Source organism: Paenibacillus massiliensis 2301065 = DSM 16942, assembly GCF_000377505.1.
In the GTDB taxonomy this organism is placed as follows: domain Bacteria; phylum Bacillota; class Bacilli; order Paenibacillales; family Paenibacillaceae; genus Paenibacillus; species Paenibacillus massiliensis.
This window is the reverse complement of the sequence record NZ_KB898188.1, coordinates 188,118-210,118: the sequence shown is the minus strand read 5'-3', so window position 1 is coordinate 210,118 and position 22,001 is coordinate 188,118. Positions and strand designations below refer to the sequence as shown.

Annotated in this window: 19 protein-coding genes; 9 read left to right on the top strand and 10 right to left on the bottom strand. The window is 49.3% G+C overall.

Features of this window, described 5'->3' with window-relative positions; genetic code table 11:
- Positions 1–81 precede the first annotated feature (81 nt).
- The 5 genes from D328_RS0109830 to D328_RS0109810 all read right to left on the bottom strand — a co-directional run bounded on the left by D328_RS0109830 (position 82) and on the right by D328_RS0109810 (position 5,436).
- On the bottom strand, positions 82–2,199 hold the full coding sequence (locus D328_RS0109830; protein WP_018884825.1) for a methyl-accepting chemotaxis protein: 2,118 nt from the start codon (positions 2,197–2,199) through the stop codon (positions 82–84).
- 296 nt (positions 2,200–2,495) lie between these two features.
- Positions 2,496–2,867, bottom strand: coding sequence for a DUF488 domain-containing protein (locus tag D328_RS0109825; RefSeq protein WP_018884824.1), 372 nt, complete (start codon positions 2,865–2,867; stop codon positions 2,496–2,498).
- The gene (locus D328_RS0109820; protein ID WP_018884823.1) at positions 2,867–3,232 is read right to left on the bottom strand and encodes a hypothetical protein; all 366 of its coding nucleotides are present in this window, start codon (positions 3,230–3,232) and stop codon (positions 2,867–2,869) included. Before D328_RS0109820 ends, D328_RS0109825 begins: the two co-directional genes overlap by 1 nt.
- A gap of 360 nt (positions 3,233–3,592) precedes the next feature.
- Positions 3,593–4,252: a type A chloramphenicol O-acetyltransferase gene (catA, locus tag D328_RS0109815; RefSeq protein WP_018884822.1), complete on the bottom strand. Its 660-nt coding sequence runs from the start codon at positions 4,250–4,252 to the stop codon at positions 3,593–3,595.
- A 269-nt stretch (positions 4,253–4,521) separates the two neighbouring features.
- Positions 4,522–5,436 (bottom strand): LysR family transcriptional regulator, encoded by a 915-nt coding sequence (locus D328_RS0109810; protein ID WP_018884821.1) that lies wholly within the window; start codon positions 5,434–5,436, stop codon positions 4,522–4,524.
- A gap of 338 nt (positions 5,437–5,774) precedes the next feature.
- On the opposite strand from D328_RS0109810, the gene D328_RS0109805 reads away from it, so the two are divergent.
- Positions 5,775–6,941 carry an alpha/beta fold hydrolase gene (locus D328_RS0109805; protein WP_018884820.1) on the top strand — a complete coding sequence of 389 codons (1,167 nt, stop codon included), beginning with the start codon at positions 5,775–5,777 and terminating at the stop codon, positions 6,939–6,941.
- Between the two features lie 267 nt (positions 6,942–7,208).
- Here the strand turns inward: D328_RS0109805 and D328_RS0109800 are convergent, their stop codons facing one another.
- From D328_RS0109800 to D328_RS0109785, 4 genes are all read right to left on the bottom strand, one after another.
- Positions 7,209–8,075: a sulfurtransferase gene (locus tag D328_RS0109800; RefSeq protein ID WP_018884819.1), complete on the bottom strand. Its 867-nt coding sequence runs from the start codon at positions 8,073–8,075 to the stop codon at positions 7,209–7,211.
- Between the two features lie 57 nt (positions 8,076–8,132).
- Positions 8,133–9,773, bottom strand: a complete 1,641-nt coding sequence (locus D328_RS0109795) for a DUF6138 family protein (RefSeq protein WP_018884818.1) — start codon at positions 9,771–9,773, stop codon at positions 8,133–8,135.
- Positions 9,774–10,233: 460 nt separating this feature from the next.
- A complete protein-coding gene (locus D328_RS0109790) occupies positions 10,234–11,292 on the bottom strand; it encodes a suppressor of fused domain protein (protein WP_018884817.1) in 1,059 nt (352 codons plus the stop codon).
- A 199-nt stretch (positions 11,293–11,491) separates the two neighbouring features.
- The gene (locus D328_RS0109785) at positions 11,492–11,863 is read right to left on the bottom strand and encodes a PilZ domain-containing protein (RefSeq protein WP_233426181.1); all 372 of its coding nucleotides are present in this window, start codon (positions 11,861–11,863) and stop codon (positions 11,492–11,494) included.
- A 131-nt stretch (positions 11,864–11,994) separates the two neighbouring features.
- On the opposite strand from D328_RS0109785, the gene D328_RS0109780 reads away from it, so the two are divergent.
- On the top strand, positions 11,995–13,308 hold the full coding sequence (locus D328_RS0109780) for a PQQ-binding-like beta-propeller repeat protein (RefSeq protein WP_018884815.1): 1,314 nt from the start codon (positions 11,995–11,997) through the stop codon (positions 13,306–13,308).
- A 31-nt stretch (positions 13,309–13,339) separates the two neighbouring features.
- Here D328_RS0109780 and D328_RS0109775 read toward each other — a convergent pair whose 3' ends face one another.
- Entirely contained in the window at positions 13,340–14,275 is a 936-nt protein-coding gene (locus D328_RS0109775) for a DMT family transporter (RefSeq protein ID WP_018884814.1), read from the bottom strand.
- Between the two features lie 245 nt (positions 14,276–14,520).
- Between D328_RS0109775 and D328_RS0109770 the strand changes: the two genes are divergently transcribed.
- The 7 genes from D328_RS0109770 to D328_RS0109740 all read left to right on the top strand — a co-directional run bounded on the left by D328_RS0109770 (position 14,521) and on the right by D328_RS0109740 (position 21,673).
- On the top strand, positions 14,521–15,411 hold the full coding sequence (locus D328_RS0109770) for a hypothetical protein (protein ID WP_018884813.1): 891 nt from the start codon (positions 14,521–14,523) through the stop codon (positions 15,409–15,411).
- 222 nt (positions 15,412–15,633) lie between these two features.
- Positions 15,634–16,347 (top strand): 2,3,4,5-tetrahydropyridine-2,6-dicarboxylate N-acetyltransferase, encoded by a 714-nt coding sequence (gene dapD, locus D328_RS0109765; RefSeq protein ID WP_018884812.1) that lies wholly within the window; start codon positions 15,634–15,636, stop codon positions 16,345–16,347.
- 169 nt (positions 16,348–16,516) lie between these two features.
- Positions 16,517–17,653 carry an N-acetyldiaminopimelate deacetylase gene (locus D328_RS0109760; protein ID WP_018884811.1) on the top strand — a complete coding sequence of 379 codons (1,137 nt, stop codon included), beginning with the start codon at positions 16,517–16,519 and terminating at the stop codon, positions 17,651–17,653.
- Positions 17,654–17,871: 218 nt separating this feature from the next.
- The gene (locus D328_RS0109755; RefSeq protein ID WP_018884810.1) at positions 17,872–18,978 is read left to right on the top strand and encodes an ABC transporter ATP-binding protein; all 1,107 of its coding nucleotides are present in this window, start codon (positions 17,872–17,874) and stop codon (positions 18,976–18,978) included.
- Positions 18,968–19,777 carry an ABC transporter permease gene (locus tag D328_RS0109750; RefSeq protein ID WP_018884809.1) on the top strand — a complete coding sequence of 270 codons (810 nt, stop codon included), beginning with the start codon at positions 18,968–18,970 and terminating at the stop codon, positions 19,775–19,777. The genes D328_RS0109755 and D328_RS0109750 overlap by 11 nt, the downstream gene beginning before the upstream one ends.
- Entirely contained in the window at positions 19,767–20,603 is an 837-nt protein-coding gene (locus tag D328_RS0109745) for an ABC transporter permease (RefSeq protein WP_018884808.1), read from the top strand. The genes D328_RS0109750 and D328_RS0109745 overlap by 11 nt, the downstream gene beginning before the upstream one ends.
- Complete coding sequence (locus tag D328_RS0109740) at positions 20,600–21,673, top strand: ABC transporter substrate-binding protein (protein WP_018884807.1); 1,074 nt, start codon at positions 20,600–20,602, stop codon at positions 21,671–21,673. Before D328_RS0109745 ends, D328_RS0109740 begins: the two co-directional genes overlap by 4 nt.
- Positions 21,674–22,001 lie beyond the last annotated feature (328 nt).

The following is a 22,001-nucleotide window of genomic DNA, read 5'->3' as shown; positions in this document are numbered from 1 at the left end:
ATAGTATGCTTTCCTTGGGCGATAACAGGATGATTCATCTGTTTGTCGCAAGGTGCATGTCCATAAGAACAGCCTATTTTTTTATTGCTTAAGGATGAATTTGCCCAGTTCATCCTGCAGCTGTTGCGCACTTGCACTCAGCATCTCTGAGGAAGCCTGAACTTCCTCCATCGAAGATAATTGCTGCTGGGTTGCAGCGGCTACGTTGCGTGTCTCGTCCGCTGTAGATCTCGTAACGCCGACCATCTCTCCAATCGCAGCTGTGACCTGCTCGGTGCTTGCTGATACTTCCTCAGCTGCTGCGGATACCTCTTGAATATGTTCGGCTACCTGCCCAATGGAATGCAGAATGGTGCCGATCGCTTCAACGGCTTCCTTGTTGGCGGCAATTCCTTGCTCTGTTACGATTGTAGATTCCTCCATAGAGGTCGTTACCCGTACCAGCAGAGTCCGGACATTACCGACAAGCTGAGTAATGGACTGAGCTGAATGAGTAGCTTGCTCTGCCAGCTTGCGAACTTCATTGGCTACAACCATGAAGCCGCGTCCATGCTCGCCAGCGCGTGCAGCTTCGATATTGGCATTCAGGGCAAGAAGATGAGTCTGAGCTGAGATTTCCATAATCACAGATACGATAGATTCGATCTCATTGGAATGCTGATTAAGCTGTGCAGCCAATCCGCTGGAATGGTGGACTGCTTCCTGGACGCTACTCATCTGACGGAAGGTCTCCTGCAGCTTTGCCTCGCCCAATCTTGCACCTTGCGTAATATTCGTAGCGGATTCCGATACATCCGAGGTAGTCTCCGCAATGCGATTAATGGCAGCAGCTACCTCATTCATGGCTTGCGCATTCTCCTCCGACACCTTCTGCTGCGTATCAGCCCCATCGGATATGGAGCCCACGGAATTAGCAATCTGCTGGGTGACCGAGGTTGACTCTACGGCTAGTGCGGACAGTTGCTCAGAGGCTGCGGCGACCTGCTCAGAAATTTCCTGATTGCGCAGCAGCAGTGTGTTCAGTGCGTCTGCCATATTATTGAACGATTCACCCACGTAGCGTAGCTCGTCTTTTGTCTGCAGGTCGAACCGTTCAGACAGATCCCCTTGTGCCATTTTATCCGCACCATCCCGCAAGGTTCGAATGGTGGAGCGTACATTGCTGTAGAAGCCAAGATAGAATAAGGCTACAAGCAGCACAGCTACGGCTACAATAATGAGCATGACCGTCCGGGTGTCACTTAGCGAAGTATACCGTTCGGTTAAGAGATGATCCATCTCATCAACGACGACATTAAATAGCTGCGTAGAGGTCTCAATCGTCTTCGTTCCCTCTGCGAAAAAATCAGTCGGCTTCATGGACAGCGTCGTCGCATTCAGAATCTGATCATCCAGAGTGGCTGCAAATTGCTCAATGGATTGAACGTTGCTCGTGCCTATCTCTCCGATCCGCTGGCTGGAGGTAGCGTTGTTCTCTCCCAGCTTCGTCAGCGCCTTCTGAATACCTTCGAGTGTATTCAGAATTTGATTCTTCATAATCACCAGATTAATTCGCTCATCCTCTGTCAGCTGCTTACGGGCTAAGATACCATTTCCTTGTCCGCGCACCTGTCCAGAGAGTTCGATGAGCTCCGGCATGTGATTGACCATCAGGTCCATTACATAATAGGAGTCGATCTGCGGGTCGAGAGTCAGCCCAGATTGATCAGCAGCATGAATGATGAGATCCAGTATGTTCTGAACTAGCTCGGAATGCCGCTGGAAGCTCTCCTCCGGGGCCAGCGTTATCACGCTCGACTGCAGCGTGCTCCATTCGTTCTTAATATTACTCCATTCTGCCTCCGTACCAAGCTTGGCGGCAGCACCAGATTGTTCTGTATCAATAGAGGCTAGCAGATTGCCTAGCTCCTGACCTACCTCGTCGAGATTGGCCTTGGCCTGTGAATCACCATTCAGATAGCCATTTGCTAGGCCGCGATGCTGCTGAATCTGCAGGATGACCGGGAATAATGACTTAATGTAATGAACGCCTTCTTGTTCATTGACAGCAAATCGAATATCCTTCTGCAGCTCTGTCAGCCAATTGCTCATTAGAAGTGTTAGGGGGCAAATTAAGAGAAGACTAAGCAGGATAAACTTTTGCGCATACTTCAGACGGGACATGATTGCTGTGAATGGTCTCAGGAGCCAATTATTCATAATAAACCCACCTCTATTTTTGTGTATAACTATATTATTCGGTAGAGGTGGAGCGATTTGTGATATTAAGCACTAAAAAAATGAAATTATTTTACATAAAAACTATATAATTGCTAGAAAGTGCTATTTTTATTTAAATAATAAGCAGAATAGGCTTTCAATAAAGCATTCAAGCACTCAATAAAGCATTCAATTTGTACTCATTGCGTATTAAATGAGGAGCGAAGTAGATACAGATGTATTTGTGTCGGCATAGGCGGTACATTGACAACCACATTAAAGGAAGCCGAAACTTCCTATTTTAATTTTAACGACTCCAGTAATTCTCGTAGCACAATAGCGTGGTTATGCTGTACATCCTTGGCGGCGTAGATCAGCGTGACTGGCTTCTTGGAAGCAAACTCCAGAATTCGAGCTACGTGAGGCTGGATGCCATCCGTAGTTAATTCGAGTGTGTATAACTCACGGAACTCCTCAAATCTGGCAGGGTCATGCCCGAACCAGCGTCGTAACTCTGGACTGGGAGCAACCTCCTTCATCCAGAAGTCCAGCTGTGCCGACTCTTTTGCAATACCTCTGGGCCAGAGTCGATCTACCAGAATACGAATACCATCCGAGGAATATGAGGGCTCATAGATTCTTTTGAGCAGGAACGGATGCGTCTGCATTAATTTCCCTCCAAATGTGGTAGCTGGACCGGGGAATACACGACGGTGTCGCCATCCTCCTCACGCTTCAGAACGATGCCAAATACGACACTTCCTCTGTGATCCCCTGAGGGAAGGGCAAAGATCATGGGCGGACAGCGGAGCTCAGAATTGTAGGTGAATTGCTGCTTCCAATGGGCAAGAGCCACTTCGAGCAGTTCATCAATTTGCTGTAGGATGACTGTCAGTTCTCCTGCTACAGCTTGGTAGAAGGGTTCATTTTGCGCATACTTGTGAGATAGCTTCGCCTTGTACTCTTCGATATAGAGTAGGCCAAATTCCCAATCCAGTGGATAGATGCCAAGATCATAATGATAAAGCTTCAACTAAGACACTCCTTTGGAAAAAATGTAAAGTAAGGATTATGAGTGCAGTTAAGCAACGATGCAGTGACTATGCACTATAGCTGTACTCTATTATACATCACTAGGTATTTAGCATTGACTGGGTAATGACGTCTCTCGAACGATTTTTGGGAAAACTAGTAAAAGCCCACGGTAATCGTGGGCTTTCAGAGTGCAGACAAACTCCTTGTTTCAAATGAAACTTAGGAGTTTGTCTTGTTTCTTAGCGAGGATGAGCAAAAATACGCCTAATCTGTGTTTTGAGCCACCTGAATTTTATAGCCAGACGGCCAGTTTTTTGAGAATCATGCATGCATAAACGAGCATCGCTGAGAGGTAGAGTTAACTACCTCCCAGCCAGCTCTTGCATTCCTCTGCTAATTGCTGAAGCTCATTGAATAACACGCCTGCATGATAACCATCACACACGGCATGATGAAATTGCACAGATAAGGGCAGCATTAGCTTTGTATCTTGCCAAACGTATTTACCTAAAGTAAATATAGGGAGTAAATAGGCTTCTCCTGAATAGACATTCAGGTTAAACCCGGTAAAGCTAACCCATGGAATACTGGAGATTGAGAACGTGTTAGGCGGTTCATGAGGATCAGGGAACAGCTGGTCTGTATTTTTGTATTTTGTGATAACTTGAAGATAGCGACTATAAAAGGTCTGAAAATCCTCGCTGAACGGTGTCCACAGGCTTGAGAAAGATTTATGCTTTTCATGAAATATGGTGAAGCTAGGAGCCATCTGATCCCACACGCCCAACCGTCCTTCGGAATCTAAGCAAGTACGGAATTCATTGTGCCGGTTAACCACCGTGGTCAGCATATGAATTAAGGCAGGGTACAGCTTCATGTCCATGCGCTTTAATTCTTCTCGCAAGAGCCTGATTTCTATATTGGCAGTTATGCTGTAGGTACAATTGACATGATTGAAATAATGCTCAAAATAAGGCTTTCTGAGCCAACAATTGATATCAATTAGCTTGAAATTCATTTTTCACCCTCCTAAATTATGTTGTTTAGGAGGGTACATCCACTGCTTTAACCATTTCCTCACAGCCTTTATGTTCTCATTTTGCTTCCTTTTGCTTCTTATTTCTCACCTGTAGCCACCGGGTTCTCCTCGTAGTTAATCCAGTCGCTCCAATCGGATTCGCCGATGTCTAGTTCATCGCGTCATCGACGTTGTTCACAAAACTGTATGTGAAAAATGCAGTATACGGATGGGAACGATTTTACTAGTTGGGTATGCGGCACCTTTTATTATATCGGTCTTATAGAAGTTCTATCGGAAAAATATTCGATAATTTCCTGATAAAACACTTTGGAAGGCGTATTCAAAATACGTTTTTTGTGCCGAACGATTCCGTGAACGAAGGTGACTTGTCGAGGCAGGGGAAGTGAAACGACATTGCCTTCCGCAAGTTCTTGAGCCATCGAGATTTTAGGCACAAGAGCAACGCCGAGTCCGCAAGTGACGATCTGCCTTACAAGTTCGGTACTTGCAAATCCGGTCGAACGGCTTCCAGAAGGAAACCCCATTTCGCTTAACAGTTTAAGTCCTTCCGTATGATACACACAGCGGGAACCGAAACCAACCATCTGAATCCCCGAAATATTTTCCCAGCCTTCGCTTTCGATCACATGAGCCAGACTTCTGGAGGCGACGACGATCATTTCTTCTTCGATCAGCGGTTCGAAAATCAGATCTTCTTTTTGGGGGTCCATCGGCACGATTCCGAAATCGAGTGCATGAGACTGAACTTGTTCAACGATGTCCGCTTGAAATCCCGTTTCCAACAGCAGATTGATTTCGGTGTATTCTGTGAAAAAAGCATGCATAAAATCGGACATCCGCGTTACCAAAAAAGATTCCAAAGATCCCAAACGCATCATGCCTCGAGGATGATCCAGATTTTCCAAGGCTTCTTCGAGCGAATGACCCAGCTGTACAAATTGTCGGGCATAAAGCGCAAATTGTTCGCCCGCTTCAGTGGGCTTTACGCCGCGGGACAGTCGGTGAAAAAGTTTTTGATTGCAGCTTTGCTCCAATAACCGGATCTGCGAAGTCACCGTTGATTGTACATAACCCAGCTTTTCTGCGGCACGGCTAAAATTCCCTTCTTCCAATACGGCCAAAAAGGTAAGCAGCGACCGTCCTTCCAAAGTCTCCAACATGATTTGTTCCTCCTAGGTATCGAAAAACCAAATGAATTCTATCGTATTTTTTCGTTTTTGAAATGGATAAATCTATGATAACATGAGGATGTTTTCAAGCCAACCACTTCTTCAAGGAGGAACCATCGTAATGAAGAAAAGCGGATTTCGATTAGGAATTTATGTGTTCAAAGATGCAGAAGTCATCGATTAGCCGCACCTTACGGCGTATTTTCGCTAGCAAAGACTTGATCCGGAATTGGACGTGTTTTTGGTGGCGGACTCGCTTCGTCCCGTACAAACACAGGCCGGCCTGACAGTGGTGCCGAATTATTCGTTTGCCGAAGAGCCGGATATGGATGCTTTTCTTATTCCCGGAGGATTCGGAACACGCCAAGAAAATGCATAACAGTCGCTTGTATCGCTATATCCGCTCTCTTCCGGAACATTGTTTGCTGACAAGTGTATGTACGGGTTCTTGGGTTTACGGAAAAATGGGACTGCTCGACGGCATTGCCACGACCAGCCGTAAAGCACCTGATCGCTTGGAAGCTTCGGAGATGGGCAAAGTGCCGATCGATCGTTTGGCCGAGCTTGCGCCAGCCTGCCGTATCAGTCGTGCACGGGTCGTGGACAGCGAGCGTATCGCCACGGCAGGGCTAACGACCGCGCTTATGAAGTCTACCGTGACGATATCGAGTGGAACGTTTAACTACAAGGGGGAAATTATCATGATGCATACAGCCAATGGTCATTATATTAAGGTCGAGGAAAACGTCACGCTTTACGTGGAAGATGTCGGGGAAGGCAAACCTGTTGTATTTGTACATGGTATGCCGGTCAATCACCGGATCTACGAGTATCAGCAATCGATCCTGCCTCAACAAGGTATCCGTTTTATCGGAATCGATCTTCGAGGATATGGTCGTTCCGATCATCCGCTGCACGGGTACACTTACGATCGGATGGCAGACGACATTAAGGCAGTGATCGATCAGCTTGATCTCAATGATGTTACGCTGGCCGGTTTTTCTATGGGCGGCGGCGTTGTAACGCGGTATATGGGAAGGCATGGAGGACATAAAGTTTCCAAATTGATGCTTTTTGGAGCCTCGACTTTGAGCAAACTTCCCGAAGAAGCGGTAAACGGATTGATCGCCGGGCTTCAATCCGATCGTCCGCAAACGCTGACGAATATGTTTAAAGGATTTTTCCACACACTGCCTTCCCAAGGGATCGAAAACTGGTTATGGCACATGGGGATGAAGGCAAATGTTCATGCCACGATCGAAACGGTAAAAGCAATCGGCAGGGAGGATCTTCGCTCCGATCTTGAAGCCATTCGTGTTCCGACACTAATGTTGCACGGCGTTCACGATCAAGTGTGTCCGTTCCCCGCCGCCGAGCAAGCTCACGAAATTGTATCGACATCCATACTTGTTCGTTTTGAAAACAGCGGACATGCCCCTTTCTATGAGGAAAAAGAAAAATTCAATCAGGAAGTCATAGATTTTGTGCGGTCATAAAAGGCTTTCAGATGAATCAAGGCAGACGTTTCAAGTTCTTGCTTGCGTATACAGGCTCGCCGGCTTTTGCCCGGCGAGTCTTTTTATCTTATGCTGCTTCCGGATACGGATAGCGTCTCATATCGTTTATCTTCCGACGTCCCCACTTGTGCTTTCGAATGTTGCTTTGTTACTAAGGGTGGAGTTGAATATATTGTAGAACTTTCTCAACCGCCACAACGCAAAAAAAGCCCGCGTCCATCACAGGCTTCTCTACTCCAAGCCGACCTACACCTCTTCCCCCGTCGCTACTAAATTCTCCTCATAACTAATCCAGTCGCTCCAGCTCCCTGGATAGAGCTTCACATTCTCATACCCGGCTTGCCGGAGTGCGAGCACGTTCGGACAAGCGGAGACGCCAGAGCCACAGTAGACGATAATCTCTGCATCCTGATCCAGTCCGGCAAAGTATTGTGTCAGCTCCTCAGAGGATTTCAGGCTACCGTTATCATTCAGAACATCCTTCCAGAAATAATTCAAGGCACCCGGGATATGTCCGGCCTTCTTGTCAATCGGCTCCTCCAGGCCCAGATAACGATTGCGGTCACGAGAATCGATGAGCACCTGAGGTCCGGCTGTCTCAACCATGGCCGACTCTGCCTTCTTCGACACCTCACGAACATAATCTACATCTACAATCATATCTGGCTGTGGATGGGCAACAAAGGTCTTGGGAATGACGACAGGCTGCTCATCCGTAACCGGAAATCCAGCTTGCTGCCATGCGGTGAAGTCCTGTTCCAGAATGTAGACCTGGGTATGACCAAGATAAGTGAGCATCCACCATAAGCGGGAAGCATTCATGCCATTGTTGTCATCATAGATTACGATCCGGTCATCCTGGCTGAGTCCAACACGGCCGAATACGCGGGCGATCTCCTCCGGCTCCGGTAATGGATGTCGTCCGCCATGTGTGGTGACAGGTGCGGAGAGATCCTGCTCCAGATCAAGGAATACGGCACGCGGAATATGTGCCTCTTCATATTTTTGACGCCCGGCAGCTGGGTCGTTCAGCCAGAAACGGCAATCTGCGATGACCAGATCAGGCTCATACATTCGGGCGAGCAGCCATCTGATGGATACAGTATTTTGCATAGGGACAACTCCTTTTTTGAGAGACGGTTTCTGTTCGATTCAAGCAACTGATATGTTTTATTTTAGCCTAACCTGCTTCAGAAATCGATTCTGCTTGCTCTGACTTCCAAAGATCAGATAGAGCACCAGATCACGTTGATAATCCTCCAGTGCCTTCAGGTGGTCAGCGAGCAGCTGTGCCAGCTCTGGCGAGTCGAAGTGGTCCGCAAGTCCCTTAACGGGTCTGGCAGATTCACCACTACCGAGCAGAATCGAGATGAGCACCGGAAGCAGCTGTTCATCTAGCTGATACGTTGAGATGAAGGCTTCTGCGAATGCATTGTGGGCGAGTTGATGCTCTGTATCGACCAGCTTCATATAGTGCTGCAGCAGTGGGAAATATTCCTTGCTGTGCAGAGCTAGCCCAAGCACCGCATACGATCCGGGCATTACTGACTTTTCACCCGACTCCACATCTCCATACCAGGCGAATTCCTTCATCGCAAGCTGTGCGTATTCTGAGAGCAATGGGTGCAGTGCAGGGTATTGGAGGGCGCCTACAAAGAAACGGTGCAGCGGCGACTTCGCCAGACCCTTCACCGGCAATAGCAGCTTCGACTTGCTTCCACCAAGCTTGAGACTGTATTCCACAGGAAAACCTTGGCGCAGCAGGTCACAGAGATAGGTCAATGCATCTGCATAGCTCTCCTCCGTATCTGTCAGCAGCTTGATCTGAATCGTATGTAAAATATCGTTCGCCTGCCCTTGGATATGAGCTGTACGCCGCTGACTTTCGATGGTGCCACTGCCCTGCTGCAGGTAGCTGTGTGCTTGCTCTGAGCCGAGTTGAACTGCGTACTCCAGATACTGCCTGCGGTCCCCGGAATCCATCATACCGATACGAAGTGCCCCATACACAAGCTTGTCCAGCTGTGAAGACTCTATTGCAGGACGTGCCTCATCCGGCTTCAGAGTCAATGTCCGGTTAAAAAGTCCACCAGCATCGTAATATTGTGGTAGTAATGTATCATCTGCCCAGAAGCGGAAGGCAAGGCCTGAATGGCGTACCCAGTCCTCGTAGAGCTTGGGAATAGGCTTCAGCTTATGGTCCAGGTGCTCGCACAACTCCTTCAATGTGGCAAGGTCATCAGGGAATACCTCCGGATTCACTAGCTGCCTCGAGAAATGGAACAGATCCTTTTCTTTCGGATATACGGGAGGAGCGCTTTGTACTTTGTCACGGATAAAAGTATGCAATGCCCCCTGCAGCTCACTCAGCTTAGGCTCATGAATCCAGCGTTCTCTCCACTGCAAAGAGTCACTTCCCGTAGGTCGTTCAAAATGCAGGACAAGCTCCAGGTGATAATCGAAATACTTCGGTCCGTGAACATTATCGTAGAACAGGCGCACCAGCTCCTGCTTGAAGGCGGGCAACCATTGTTGTGTGATGAGCTCATCGGTAAGCTCGGTGATATCAATTGCGGTATCCCATGTATACGCAGAATCACTCCAATCAAACGGACGACTGATCTCAAAGAACATTTTTCCTTCGGCCCAATTGAATTTCCCCTTACGGTAACCGACACGGATATAGTCGTGAATCCCCGCCTGCAGTGAACTGAGCTTCCCCAGCTCTTCGATGCGTGCCTGTTCTTTCATTAGTACGGGCTTCATGTGTTCCCAGGTCTCGTTCAGTAATATCTGTACATTATCATTCATATGGCTCTCTCCCTGTGGTTCTTATGTAGTGTCATGTGTAGCGTCATGCTAACTATGAGAAATATGGATATTAGAAATATAGAGTGGATTATAGAGTATGTAGATCGCCAGCCGAGTTGCAAATTTTATGCAGGATAGACTGTAAGCTTCATTATAGCATGTCACAATTGGTGAAACATGGAACCTAAGCCGCAAAACGAGGGGGAAAACAACAGGATCATCAAGAGAAGTTCATATGTCCAGGAAAGAGGAAATCATAGGAGGAAATGAATGTGCTTGTGAATGTGCTAAGGGCGTGTGAATATGGTACGAGCGTGTGAATGTGCCTGTGCACGTCAAAAAAGGAAGCCCGCTAGAAGCAAGCATCCTTGTAAATATATTGCGTACGATGATCCATTGCGATAGCAGTATAAACATCAGCATTAACATCAATTAATATAAACATCAATATAAAGGCCTACTATCCAATCGTCTGCACGACGTTGCCGTCTGTATCCTTGATATGAGTCTGTACAACCTGAACCTGTACTTTCGGAAAAGAAGACAGCTTAACGGTACCAGCGATCGGCTGAAGCAGCTCTGCCAATTCATTCACAGCTGTTTCATTCAATTGCACATGAATCTCCTCATTCTCCTCGGTAACAAGCGGCTGCTCACCCGGCTCCAGAATGATCTGCAGACCCGAGCTAACAAGCGTCAAGGATCGATTGTGCAAAATTCTCCTCCGTAGCAGCTTACCGACTACCTCTGCCTGCTTCGCTCCCAAGGTGAGGGTATATGAATCAGCTAAGGATTGCCCGGGGAGCGTCTCCCAGCCGAGCTGATCCACGAACAGAAATCCGGTACTGGACCCTTCGCGCTCGCTGCCCTCCTGCACGGCTTGCAATGCGGCTGGCTTCGTCAGTATGGAATCACGTCCGAGATCAGTCAAATAGAATGGAATATATTCAGCCAGCGTATGCAGCAGCCCAAGTGTATTCCATTCCTGCGTAACCTGAAGCTCGTCCGCTGTAATGCCCACGACCTGTATGAATTCTACCTTGCCGTTAGGCGTATCCATCTCTTTCAGCTCCGGGTCTGTGATGAAGCCCAGCGCTGTCAGCTTCGTATCCGATCCAAGCATAATCGGACCGTTCGCATCCATGTGATCGCCATTTCTGAAAATATTGCCGCTGCCGAAGACATAACGAGCGAGATTTTGCAATAGATTCATCGTCCAGGCTGGAGGCTCCTGCTCATCAGGCTGTCGGACCAGTCGTAGCGTGAGCTCGAAGCCGTATCCGCTGTAATTAGGGTCATCAGTCTCTTTTTCATACAGGTCAGAGAAGCCATACGTTACAAAATGCCAGTGGGGAACGGGCTGCTGTGCCCGATAGACACTGATTCCGTTCAGTGGATCATTTCCTCCTAGCATGTAAGGGATGGAGCTGGCATAATGCATGGGCTCCTGATCCCCATAGATTTGCTCCAGAGCGCCGTCTATGGCCTCCCAGCCGATTGATTCCACTTCTTCACTCATCACGAATCCTCCTGTCATTTACCAATTATGAAGTATTCGTGCCTATTGTAGCATGGCTGACGGTAGTGAGGCCAAATTGTACCTATCCAAAGCGACCAAGAGCTTAAAGACGACGAAGATGAGTAAACAAATTCACAAAAGTGATGTAGCAGATGAATAGCACACCTTGTGAGTGGTAGGACATGCTCCTGACCCTATATTACTTGGCTATAATGCGACCATCACTGGCCAGCATCCGAAGTTCACGTGGCAGGCGGTCCTGCTCCTGCTCGGGAATCAGAAATTCCACACCGTAATAATTCTGGTCCTTCTCTAATGGTCCCCAGCGGAGCTCGCCCTCTAATTGAAGAGGGTCTTGATTAAGTTGCAAGTCCAGACGGATCGCGATCCTGTTGGTGCTCACATGAAGGGCCAGTGGTATCCATATGCGGCACCCAGAGCGGCTAATATCATACAGACGGGCAGGTACAGGCTTGGTAGGTGCTGGATTTCCATTTATACTGAGAATGTGGAGCTCGAAATCTACAGGGTCTTTCATTGTATATCGAAAAGGTTCTTTTCTGCGGTTCATAATCATGATGTCCTCCATGCTCCATAATGTTCCATTTAAATTTGCTTTTCTTTATTCATCGTCAGGAACCGTGTGTAAATGAAGACTAAAATTGTAGTCAAGTAGGAACACGGTCAGGAAGGAGTAGCAAGATGACATGGTTAGACCAGAGCATTGCCGAAAAATGGCGTAATGAGGGGAAACGTTATGCCAAGGAAGTGAATGAGTTCGTAAGAAGAGGGATGGCAGGTGGCTGGGCAGAAACGGATGATAATCAGGAGCCAAGGGCGGATAGACGTTCACAGCTGGCAGCCAAGGTGCTGCGGATGATTCAGGAGGCTAATGCTGCCGGAGAGGTCGAGCTGCTGCGTCAAGAGCTGCCAGCCGCATCATGGCCGCTAACCTCCGAATTCGAGCAGCAGCTGCAATCGGTCAGACCTATGGTCCAACTGGAGGATGGTCGCGTGATCCTCGGGGTAGGCCAGCCGTGGTCAGGCTACCAAATGTACATAGCTACAACAGAGGAGATAAGCGAGCTTGAGCAGGTGAGCTTCACAGGTATCTCTCCAGATGGTCGTTATATCGCGCTTGTAGACAAGCATAGCATTCGTGTGATACAGGGCAGAGATCTTACAGGAGCTGTAGTACGGACCTATACATGGACGGAAATACTTAGCCAAATTAGAGCGGAGACCGAAGGAGTGCAGACACTTGCGGATGAGGCGTCGCCTGAGCTGCAGCTTATAGAGGTCATTCCATTTGGCGAGGAGCATAGGGTACTGCTGGTCACCATGCACGGTGTGTACCTGGTGAAGCATGGGCAGGTCGAATTGGTTGAACCTGATCTACCTTCCTTGCGAAAGCATGAGCTAGAGGAGACACGGATTGATATGGGTCACGGAAGTGTATCGCCAGACGGCCAATGGATCGCCTGCGGTAGCCAGGGCAGTGACCATGTGCTCATGCATGTGGAGAGCGGGACACGTTATGAGATTCCCCCAGAGATCAGCTACCCGCACTACAGCATCTTCACGCGTGATGGCAAGCAGGTATGGTATAATGCATGTCATTTCTATAACGGAGCTACCGTGTCGGTAAACGTCCCCGAGAAGACTGGAGCAGAGACAGCTCTTGAACAGCAAGAGTGGCCGTTCGTGGATGAGTCCATGCGAGTCTATGCTGGCGTAGCTCTGAAAGAGGGGATTATTTTAGGAGATGCTTACGGCTACCTGCGCCTGCTGGATGAGAATGGGCAAGAGAAATGGCGTTATTTTGTAGGCAGCACCATTGCAGGGCTGCTGGTCAGCCCTGACGAGAGCCAGCTCTATGTGGGAACTTATGGCGGGATGCTGCATGTGCTGGATCTACAGAGCGTGACCAAAACGGACTATGATATCGGCACGGCCCCTTTACGGGAGAATGGACGCTGGATGCTATGGAAGGAATGTGAGCCCCTGCGCTGGTAGCATGGCACATAGAGATGGTACTGTATTGCTGTTATACAGCTGCAGGAGGTTTGGAATTTGCCTGTGAGATCGTTCCTTCAGATGGCTTAAAATCATTACCGAAGCGAATGAACAGCCAGACTCCTGCCAAAATCACGGCACCTGCGGTCATCTGAATGACAGTAAGCTGTTCGTGCAGCAGCACCCAGGCCAGAATGGAGGAGATGACAGGCTCACCAAGGACGGCCATGGAGACTGTAGTCGCATTAATATATTTCAGCAGCCAATTGAACAGATAATGTCCAAATAGTGTAGGGACGATCGCTAACAACAGAAACAAGCCCCATTCCCGCCAGGCATAACCCGTGAACGGAATGCTGTTGCTGACGTTATAGACAGCCAGGAAGCTGGCTGCAATGGCAAATACCCAGAAATTGTAGGTAAAGGCGCTGATATGATCCCGTAAATGCTTGCCCATGAGCATATGAATAGCCACAGCAACGGTGCCTAGCAGGGATAGCAGATCTCCAGTTAATGCAGTTCCGCTAGCGTGGAAATCACCAGCGCCGATAGCGATGGAGCCTAGGACTGCGAGGGACATGCCCAGCAGCATCATGCGATTCGTGCGGGTTCGGAAGATCCAGTAGGAGCCCAGCATGACGAGGATCGGCTCCAGAGTAAGAATGACGGTCGAGCTTGCCACGGTCGTTAGGCGCAAGGAGGCCATCCACAGCAGGAAGTGAAGCCCAAGCATAATGCCAGAGGCCCCAAGCCACAGCCACTGCTTGCGGGTAAGGCCGAACAGCTCGCGGCGGTATGTCCAGGCCAGAGGCAGCATGATCAGATTGGTCAGGTATAGTCGATACATGGCCATAGCGGACACTTCGGCTTCAGACCATTTAATGAAAATGGACGAGAAGGAGATAGCGACAATTCCGATCATGTATAGCAGTCCCAGCGTCTGCCGGGATGGTTGATGAGTATTCATGCATTGACAGCTCCATTCGTAGATTAACGTAATCTCCTGTTCGAGCTGCCTGACAGCAGGATATCACAGGGGATTTACAGAAGTTCATTATAGCCGAGCCATCCAGAATGGTGAACTATATTTTACAGGAATAATTTGGGTGGGGGGCCTTGGCGTTTTCAGGGTAAAAGATGCTAAGGATGCTAACTCGCTTGGCTAAGGAACTTTTTCGGCTCAGACTCGTCTAATATGGTGGAGGTGTTGAAATGAAGAAAAAACATATGATTGTATATGCAGTTGTATTGGCTTCCCTAGTGCTTGTGCTGTCTGCCTGTGGTGGCCGGCAACAGGCTGCGCCACCTGCTCCGCAGGAGCCAGCTCAGGAGCAGAATGAGCCTGTAACCCCTGAAGTACTGAGCGGCAACGGGGTGTACAGTGGACAGGCTGATCCACATACGGTAGAGATTGAAGTAAATGGGGAGCCCAAGGCTTTTCAATTCAGCGAGGATCTGGATGCGTCCATTGCTGAGCTGACCGAAGGACAGGCTGTCTCCTTTGAATATACAGAAGAGGCTGTCGAAGGAGACGACACCCTGAAGCAGCTTACCTTGACATCAATTCAAGTGGTAGAAGGTGAAGCAGGTAGCACCACAGGAGCGGGTAGTTCTTCAGAAGATGGTACAGCCGTAACTGGTGATCGCCCGGCGACCAAGGATTTCACGTTGAAGCTGGAAGGTACGGATGAGATTCGCACGGCCGAGCTTGCCCAAGGTGAAGGGTACTCGCTATACGTGTTCGATGCGATGTCGTTATTTCCTGATCAGCACCGCGTAGCGATGGCTATCGATGATGAGTATTACGCAGAGATTACGAAGCTGCCGACTGACTTCAGCCTGGATACGCTGGAGCAGGAAGGGAAGCAGGCCCTGTCCGAGGTAGGCACAGCAGAGAAGCTGAGTTCTTCTGACATTCCGTCCGCATTGGAGCATGCCAGTCTCATGCTGAAGGCTACCAGTAGCGATCACAAGCTGACGCGTCAATATATCGTCCTTGAGAACAATGGACAAGGCTTCGCTGTTGTCGTGAATATTCCACAAGGTGAGCCTTCCGAGGGCTTCCAGGGCCATATCTATACCTCGCTGAACACACTGGAATAGGATCGACATCCGGAATACGAATTCGATTAAGATATAGGGCTGCGCTACGATCTGAGTGGGAAGTAAGCGACATAGAGCAGGCCATTCCAAATACGAGCTGAACGGTCACCTGAGTGGGTCCCGACTTCACGTTCACTGAAAGGTGTTCGTTGCGGGACCCTCTCTTTTATGCTATAAAGGAATATAGTGTATGACTAGCGATGAAGGAGCTGTTGAACCCAAATGTCTAACGAAATGAACACACAAGACGTCATTAATCTGATCAAGAACAGCAAGAAGAAAACCCCTGTGAAGGTATATGTAAAGGGTGAACTGGCAGGAGCAGATTTTGGCGATCATGTACAAACCTTTATTTCCGGCGGCACAGGTGTCGTATTTGGCGATTGGGCGGATATCAAGGCTGTAATTGAGAGCACTAACGTTAAGGAAGAAGATTATGTGGTGGAGAATGACCGTCGCAACTCCGCTGTTCCTTTTCTTGATCTTAAAGGCATTAACGCACGGATCGAGCCGGGCGCAATCATCCGTGACATGGTTAGTATCGGCGACAATGCGGTCATCATGATGGGTGCAGTCATTAACATTGGTGTGGAAATTGGCGAAGGCACAATGGTTGACATGAATGCTGTGCTTGGAGGACGTGTTAAGGTCGGTAAAATGTGCCATGTGGGTGCGGGAGTCGTCCTTGCCGGGGTTATTGAACCACCATCCGCACAGCCAGTTGTACTGGAGGATGATGTCCTGGTTGGTGCCAATGCCGTTGTACTTGAGGGTGTAAGAATCGGACAAGGCTCCGTGGTAGCTGCTGGCGCAGTAGTCACCGAGGATGTTCCTCCGTTCTCCGTAGTAGCCGGAATGCCTGCCCGTATCATTAAACAGGTCGATGACAAGACTAAATCCAAGACAGAGATTCTGCAGGAACTGCGTACCCTCTAATCCATGAGTGGCTATGCTCTTTCGAAATAGATAACGGACAAGGCTCGGCGGCTGCGCCGAGTCTTGTGTTCTGTTGGAGCGTAATCCAGACAGACCGTAATTCAGGTAAGACGTAATTCAGTAGGATGTAATTCAGGCATGATGTAATTCAAGAAAGGGGAGTGCAACGATGACCGCTGTAGATCTGCATACATATACTCGCATCCGGCGAGAGCTTCATCAGATTCCGGAGGCAGGCTTTCAGGAATTCAAGACGCAGCAGTACCTGCTTGATTATATTTCCACGCTTCCGCAGGAGCATCTGGAGGTCAAGACATGGCGTACTGGCATACTGGTGCTGGTGCACGGTACGGCGCCGCGGCGTAGATTCGGATATCGAGCTGATATGGACGGTCTTCCCATTACAGAGGATACGGGGCTGGAGTTCAAGTCCCAGCATCCCGGATACATGCATGCCTGTGGCCATGATCTGCATATGACGATCGGACTTGGGATTCTGACGCACTTTGCCAAGCAGCGAATGACGGACGATCTGTTACTAATCTTCCAGCCAGCTGAAGAGGGTCCGGGGGGAGCGCTCCCTATGCTGGATAGCGAGGAGTTCAAGGCGTGGAAGCCAGACCAAATGGTAGGATTGCACATTGCACCAGAATATCCAGTGGGCACGATTGCGACCCGTCCTGGTATTCTCTTCGCAAATACGTCTGAGCTATTCATTGAATTGACTGGAACAGGTGGCCATGCAGCGTATCCTCATAAAGCTAATGACATGGTCGTGGCAGGCTGTCAGCTTGTTGGTCAGCTGCAGACGATCGTATCCCGGAATATCAATCCTCTCGACGCAGCCGTCATAACTGTCGGCAAGGTGGAGGGTGGTACGAAGCAGAATATCATTGCGGAGACCGCACGCCTGGAGGGCACGATTCGTACCCTCTCAGCAGATACGATGAAGCTGATCAAATCCCGGATTGAAGCCCTGATTCATGGTGTAGAGACAGGCTTCGAATGCCGTGCAGATATCAATTATGGTTCTAACTATCTTCAAGTATGGAATGAAGCTACGCTTACAGGCGAGTTCATGCAATGGCTGAATGAGCGACCCGCAGTAGAGGTGATCGAATGCACGGAGGCCATGACGGGTGAGGACTTTGGTTATTTTCTGGAGCACATTCCAGGCTTCATGTTCTGGCTCGGCGTCGATACGCCTTATGGACTGCACCATGCCAAGCTGCAGCCTAATGAGGGTGCCATTGGCGTAGCGATTGAGACGATGACGAGCTACTTTACATGGAAGTCTCAGCAGTAGGGTGTGAAAGAGAGCCAAAGCAGTAGCATAAGAAAGTCACAGCAGTAGATATGAAAGTCTCAGTAGTAGATATGAGAGCTCAGTAGTAGATATGAAAGCCCCAGTATTACAAAGTAACACAGATTATTAACGGACGGATGATCAGGGTAATCATCCAAGAGAGACGCACCAGCAAAAGAGAAGCATCAGGTGCAAGGCCGAGGATAGGAGGAGCTAACATGGAAGACCGTACAATTATTCGATTTGACCGGGTTACCAAAAGCTATGATCATGACCCGCCCGTGCTAGCGGATGTCAGCTTTACCATCGAGCGTGGGAAATTCTATACACTGCTGGGGCCATCCGGCTGTGGGAAGACGACTATTTTACGTATGATTGCAGGATTCGCAGAGCCGACAGAAGGCTCCATCTATTTGAACGGTAAGCTAGTCAACAAGGTACCTGCTAATGAGCGCCAAGTCAATACGGTGTTTCAGGATTATGCCTTGTTTCCGCATTTGAACGTATTTGAGAACGTGGCCTTCGGGCTTCGTATTCGCAAGCTGGGCAAGAAAGAGATTGAAGAGAAGGTAAAGCAGGCACTCAGCTTCGTGAATCTGGACGGTTACGAGCAGCGGAGCATTGACGAGATGTCTGGCGGGCAGCGCCAGCGTGTAGCCATAGCCCGGGCTATTGTGAATGAGCCGGATGTGCTGCTGCTGGACGAGCCCCTGTCGGCTCTGGACCTGAAGCTGCGCACGGAAATGCAGTATATATTGCGGGAGATGCAGCAGCGTCTGGGCATCACCTTCATTTTCGTTACACACGACCAGGAGGAAGCCTTGGCCATGTCCGATGAGATCTTCGTCATGAACCGGGGGAAGATCGAGCAGAGCGGTACGCCTAATGACATCTATGATGAGCCGATTAACCGCTTCGTAGCGGATTTCGTTGGGGAGTCCAACATTGTGCCGGCTCGCATGATTGCGGATTATCAGGTCGAATTCAATGGCCGTCAGTTCGAGTGCGTGGATGGTGGCTTGCGCCCGAATGAGGCGGTGGAAATTGTCATTCGCCCGGAGGACCTGGTCATTACAGGTGTGAATGAAGGGAAGCTGCGGGTAAAGGTCGATACCCAATTGTTCCGGGGCGTTCATTATGAGATCAGCTGCTATGATGATTCCGGACAGGAGTGGCTGGTGCATTCCACCAAGCGTGCGGACCCGGGCAGTGAGATTGGACTGTACTTCGATCCTGAAGCCATTCATGTTATGAGATTCGGGGAGACGGAAGAGGAATTCGACCGTCGTCTGGAGGCCTACGAAGAGGTGCAGCATGTCCAGTAATACACGCACAGTCTACTTGCTGCCCTACTACCTCTGGATTGTGCTGTTCGTGATCGCGCCAGTGCTGCTGGTGCTCTATTATTCCTTTTTTGATGTAAATGGGGAATTTACGCTACAGAACTACGCGAATTTCCTTACGCCTGTCTATTTGCAAATGACATTGAGTTCATTTTGGTACGCTCTGCTGGTGACGGTATTTTCACTATTGATTGCCTATCCTGCGGCCTATCTATTGACTCGTACCAAGCATAAGCAGTTGTGGCTATTGCTCATTATTTTGCCGACCTGGATCAATCTGCTGTTGAAGACCTACGCCTTCATTGGCATCTTCGGCACCTATGGACCCATCAACGCTTTGTTCGAGGTGGCCGGACTGGGTCAGCAGCAGATTCTGTTCACGAGCTTCAGCTTCGTCTTCGTCTCCGTCTATATCTTCATCCCGTTCATGATTCTACCGATCTATAATGCCTTGGAGGGACTGAAGCCTTCCTTGCTGGATGCGGCTCGTGATCTGGGTGCTTCGCAGTGGACGACCTTCCGTCGAGTGATTTTCCCGCTCACGCTTGCCGGTGTTCGCTCGGGATGTATGGCGGTCTTCATACCTGCATTGTCACTATTTATGATTACGAGACTGATCGCCGGTAACCGGGTGATTACCTTGGGTACGGCAATTGAGCAGCATTTCCTTGTCACACAGGATTGGGGCATGGGCTCTACGGTCGCAGTCTTCCTGATCGTAGCGATGATTGTACTCATGCTGCTGTTCGGCAGTGGACGGGAGGTGCGAGGTGGGCGGTAAATTCAAGCTTGCTAACATCTATCTCTTCCTGACCTTCGTCGTGCTGTATGCACCCATTCTGTATCTGATGTATTACTCCTTCAATAGCGGAGGAACGATGCACGGCTTCGAGGGCTTCACGCTGGAGTGGTATGGCGAGGTGTTTCAGGATACGAGATTGATGATTATCGTCATTAATACCCTTGTGATTGCGTTGCTATCGGCAGCCATTGCTACGATTATCGGCATTATGGGGGCACTGGCAATTGACCGGATGCAACGGCGACGGGTGAAAAATGCGTTGTTGTCACTGAACAATGTCCTGATTGTAAGCCCTGATGTCATTATCGGCGCTTCCTTCCTGATCCTGTTCACGATGATCGGCATCAAGCTGGGCTTTGTCTCTGTGCTGCTGTCACACATCGCATTCAGTATTCCGATTACGGTGCTCATGATTCTGCCACGCTTGCAGGAAATGAGTCCGACACTGATTGATGCGGCCCGCGATCTGGGTGCTACGCGTCGTGACGTGCTTACAAAGGTAATCTTGCCTTTCATCAAGCCTGGGATCTTTACGGGCTTCTTCATGGCCCTCACCTACTCGCTGGATGATTTTGCAGTGACCTTCTTCGTCACGGGTAGCGGCTACTCCACCTTGTCTGTCGAGATCTACTCGCGGGCGCGGCAGGGCGTAGCCTTGTCCATTAACGCTTTGTCTACGCTGATCTTCCTGTTCACGGTCTTGTTGGTTGTCGGCTACTACTTCATTACTCGCAGAACCCAGCAAGCAAGAGATAAAGCTAGACGCGAGCAGGAGCCTGCGGCGGAAATGGGGGTTCCTAGATGAAGTCACTTGTACGTGTATTCGTAGCTGTATTTGCAGCATCTTTTATACTTATGGGCGTAGCTGCGTGGCTGAACTCGAATCAGGGCTACACAAGCGGCAATACCCTTACGATCTACAATTGGGGGGACTATATCGACCCCGAACTGCTGGATCGCTTTCAGGAGGAGACAGGTATCACGGTCATCTATCAGACGTTCGATTCCAATGAAGCGATGCTGACGAAGATTGAGCAGGGAGGGACTTCCTTTGATGTGGCGATCCCCTCGGAATATGCGATCTCCAAGATGAAGGAAGAGAAGCTGCTTATCCCTCTGGATCATAGCCAGCTTCCTAACCTGAAGCATATTGATCCGCGCTTTCTGGACTTGTCCTTCGACCTTGGCAACCAATATTCCATACCGTATTTCTGGGGCACTGTTGGTATTGTCTTCAATCCTGAGCTGACGGAGGGCATCGAGTTCAATAGCTGGGACGATCTGTGGGACCCACGATTACGCAATAACATCCTACTGGCAGACGGCGCCCGTGAAGTCATGGGAATGGGACTGAACAGTCTTAATTACTCACTGAATGATACGGAAGAGGCGCATTTACAGGAGGCGCTTGCCAAGCTGAAGCAGCTTGCCCCGAACGTAAAGGCTGTGGTAGGGGATGAGATCAAGATGCTGCTGGCTAATGAAGAGGCTGCTGTCGGTCTCGTTTGGTCAGGGGATGCTTCTGAGATCATGGACCAGAATGAGAAGCTGGACTATGTGGTGCCGGAGGAGGGTTCGAATCTCTGGTTCGACAACATGGTCATCCCAAAGACGGCCACCCATGTGGAGGCAGCACATCAGTTCATCAACTTCATGCTTGATCCCGAGGTAGCGGCTCAGAATGCGGAATACGTAGGTTATTCTACGCCGAATGTGGATGCATTGGCGCTGCTGCCGGAGGATATTTCCGGGGATACACGCTTTTATCCAGAGCCGGAGCTGACTTCAGAGCTGGAGGTCTATGAGAATCTGGGTAAGAGCATGCTCGCGCATTACAACGAGCTGTTCCTGCAATTCAAGATGAGTCTAAAATAGTTAGTACCTCGGGCCGAATCAAGTGTGAGTGTAGAGCCGCTGCAAGCGGGGAGCCCTGTCGACCACTGTTAAGCTTGCTGTTCTTTTGAACGAAGTTGAAAAACTGATGAATAGCAAGCTTAAAGATGGGCACTTCGTTTCTCTAGGGCTTCCCCGTTTTCCGCTAACGACCATGCTCTTCAGCCTTATTCGAGCTAAAACAATTATTCGGTCAAGGTCTAGGAGCCGTGTAGCAGTATATGTAGGCCCGAGGTATTCATAAGAACTGCTTCAGATTCAGACATAAAGAAGACTCTGTACCACTGCAAAGTGGATACAGAGTCTTTTT

Bases quoted from the DNA above. Each gene is read 5' to 3' on its own strand.
- D328_RS0109830 (WP_018884825.1), bottom strand. From the start codon at position 2,199: ATGAATAATTGGCTCCTGAGACCATTCACAGCAATCATGTCCCGTCTG.
- D328_RS0109825 (WP_018884824.1), bottom strand. From the start codon at position 2,867: ATGCAGACGCATCCGTTCCTGCTCAAAAGAATCTATGAGCCCTCATAT.
- catA (WP_018884822.1), bottom strand. From the start codon at position 4,252: ATGAATTTCAAGCTAATTGATATCAATTGTTGGCTCAGAAAGCCTTAT.
- D328_RS0109810 (WP_018884821.1), bottom strand. From the start codon at position 5,436: ATGTTGGAGACTTTGGAAGGACGGTCGCTGCTTACCTTTTTGGCCGTA.
- D328_RS0109805 (WP_018884820.1), top strand. From the start codon at position 5,775: ATGCTTTTCTTATTCCCGGAGGATTCGGAACACGCCAAGAAAATGCAT.
- D328_RS0109800 (WP_018884819.1), bottom strand. From the start codon at position 8,075: ATGCAAAATACTGTATCCATCAGATGGCTGCTCGCCCGAATGTATGAG.
- D328_RS0109795 (WP_018884818.1), bottom strand. From the start codon at position 9,773: ATGAATGATAATGTACAGATATTACTGAACGAGACCTGGGAACACATG.
- D328_RS0109790 (WP_018884817.1), bottom strand. From the start codon at position 11,292: ATGAGTGAAGAAGTGGAATCAATCGGCTGGGAGGCCATAGACGGCGCT.
- D328_RS0109785 (WP_233426181.1), bottom strand. From the start codon at position 11,863: ATGAACCGCAGAAAAGAACCTTTTCGATATACAATGAAAGACCCTGTA.
- D328_RS0109780 (WP_018884815.1), top strand. From the start codon at position 11,995: ATGACATGGTTAGACCAGAGCATTGCCGAAAAATGGCGTAATGAGGGG.
- D328_RS0109775 (WP_018884814.1), bottom strand. From the start codon at position 14,275: ATGAATACTCATCAACCATCCCGGCAGACGCTGGGACTGCTATACATG.
- D328_RS0109770 (WP_018884813.1), top strand. From the start codon at position 14,521: ATGAAGAAAAAACATATGATTGTATATGCAGTTGTATTGGCTTCCCTA.
- dapD (WP_018884812.1), top strand. From the start codon at position 15,634: ATGTCTAACGAAATGAACACACAAGACGTCATTAATCTGATCAAGAAC.
- D328_RS0109760 (WP_018884811.1), top strand. From the start codon at position 16,517: ATGACCGCTGTAGATCTGCATACATATACTCGCATCCGGCGAGAGCTT.
- D328_RS0109755 (WP_018884810.1), top strand. From the start codon at position 17,872: ATGGAAGACCGTACAATTATTCGATTTGACCGGGTTACCAAAAGCTAT.
- D328_RS0109750 (WP_018884809.1), top strand. From the start codon at position 18,968: ATGTCCAGTAATACACGCACAGTCTACTTGCTGCCCTACTACCTCTGG.
- D328_RS0109740 (WP_018884807.1), top strand. From the start codon at position 20,600: ATGAAGTCACTTGTACGTGTATTCGTAGCTGTATTTGCAGCATCTTTT.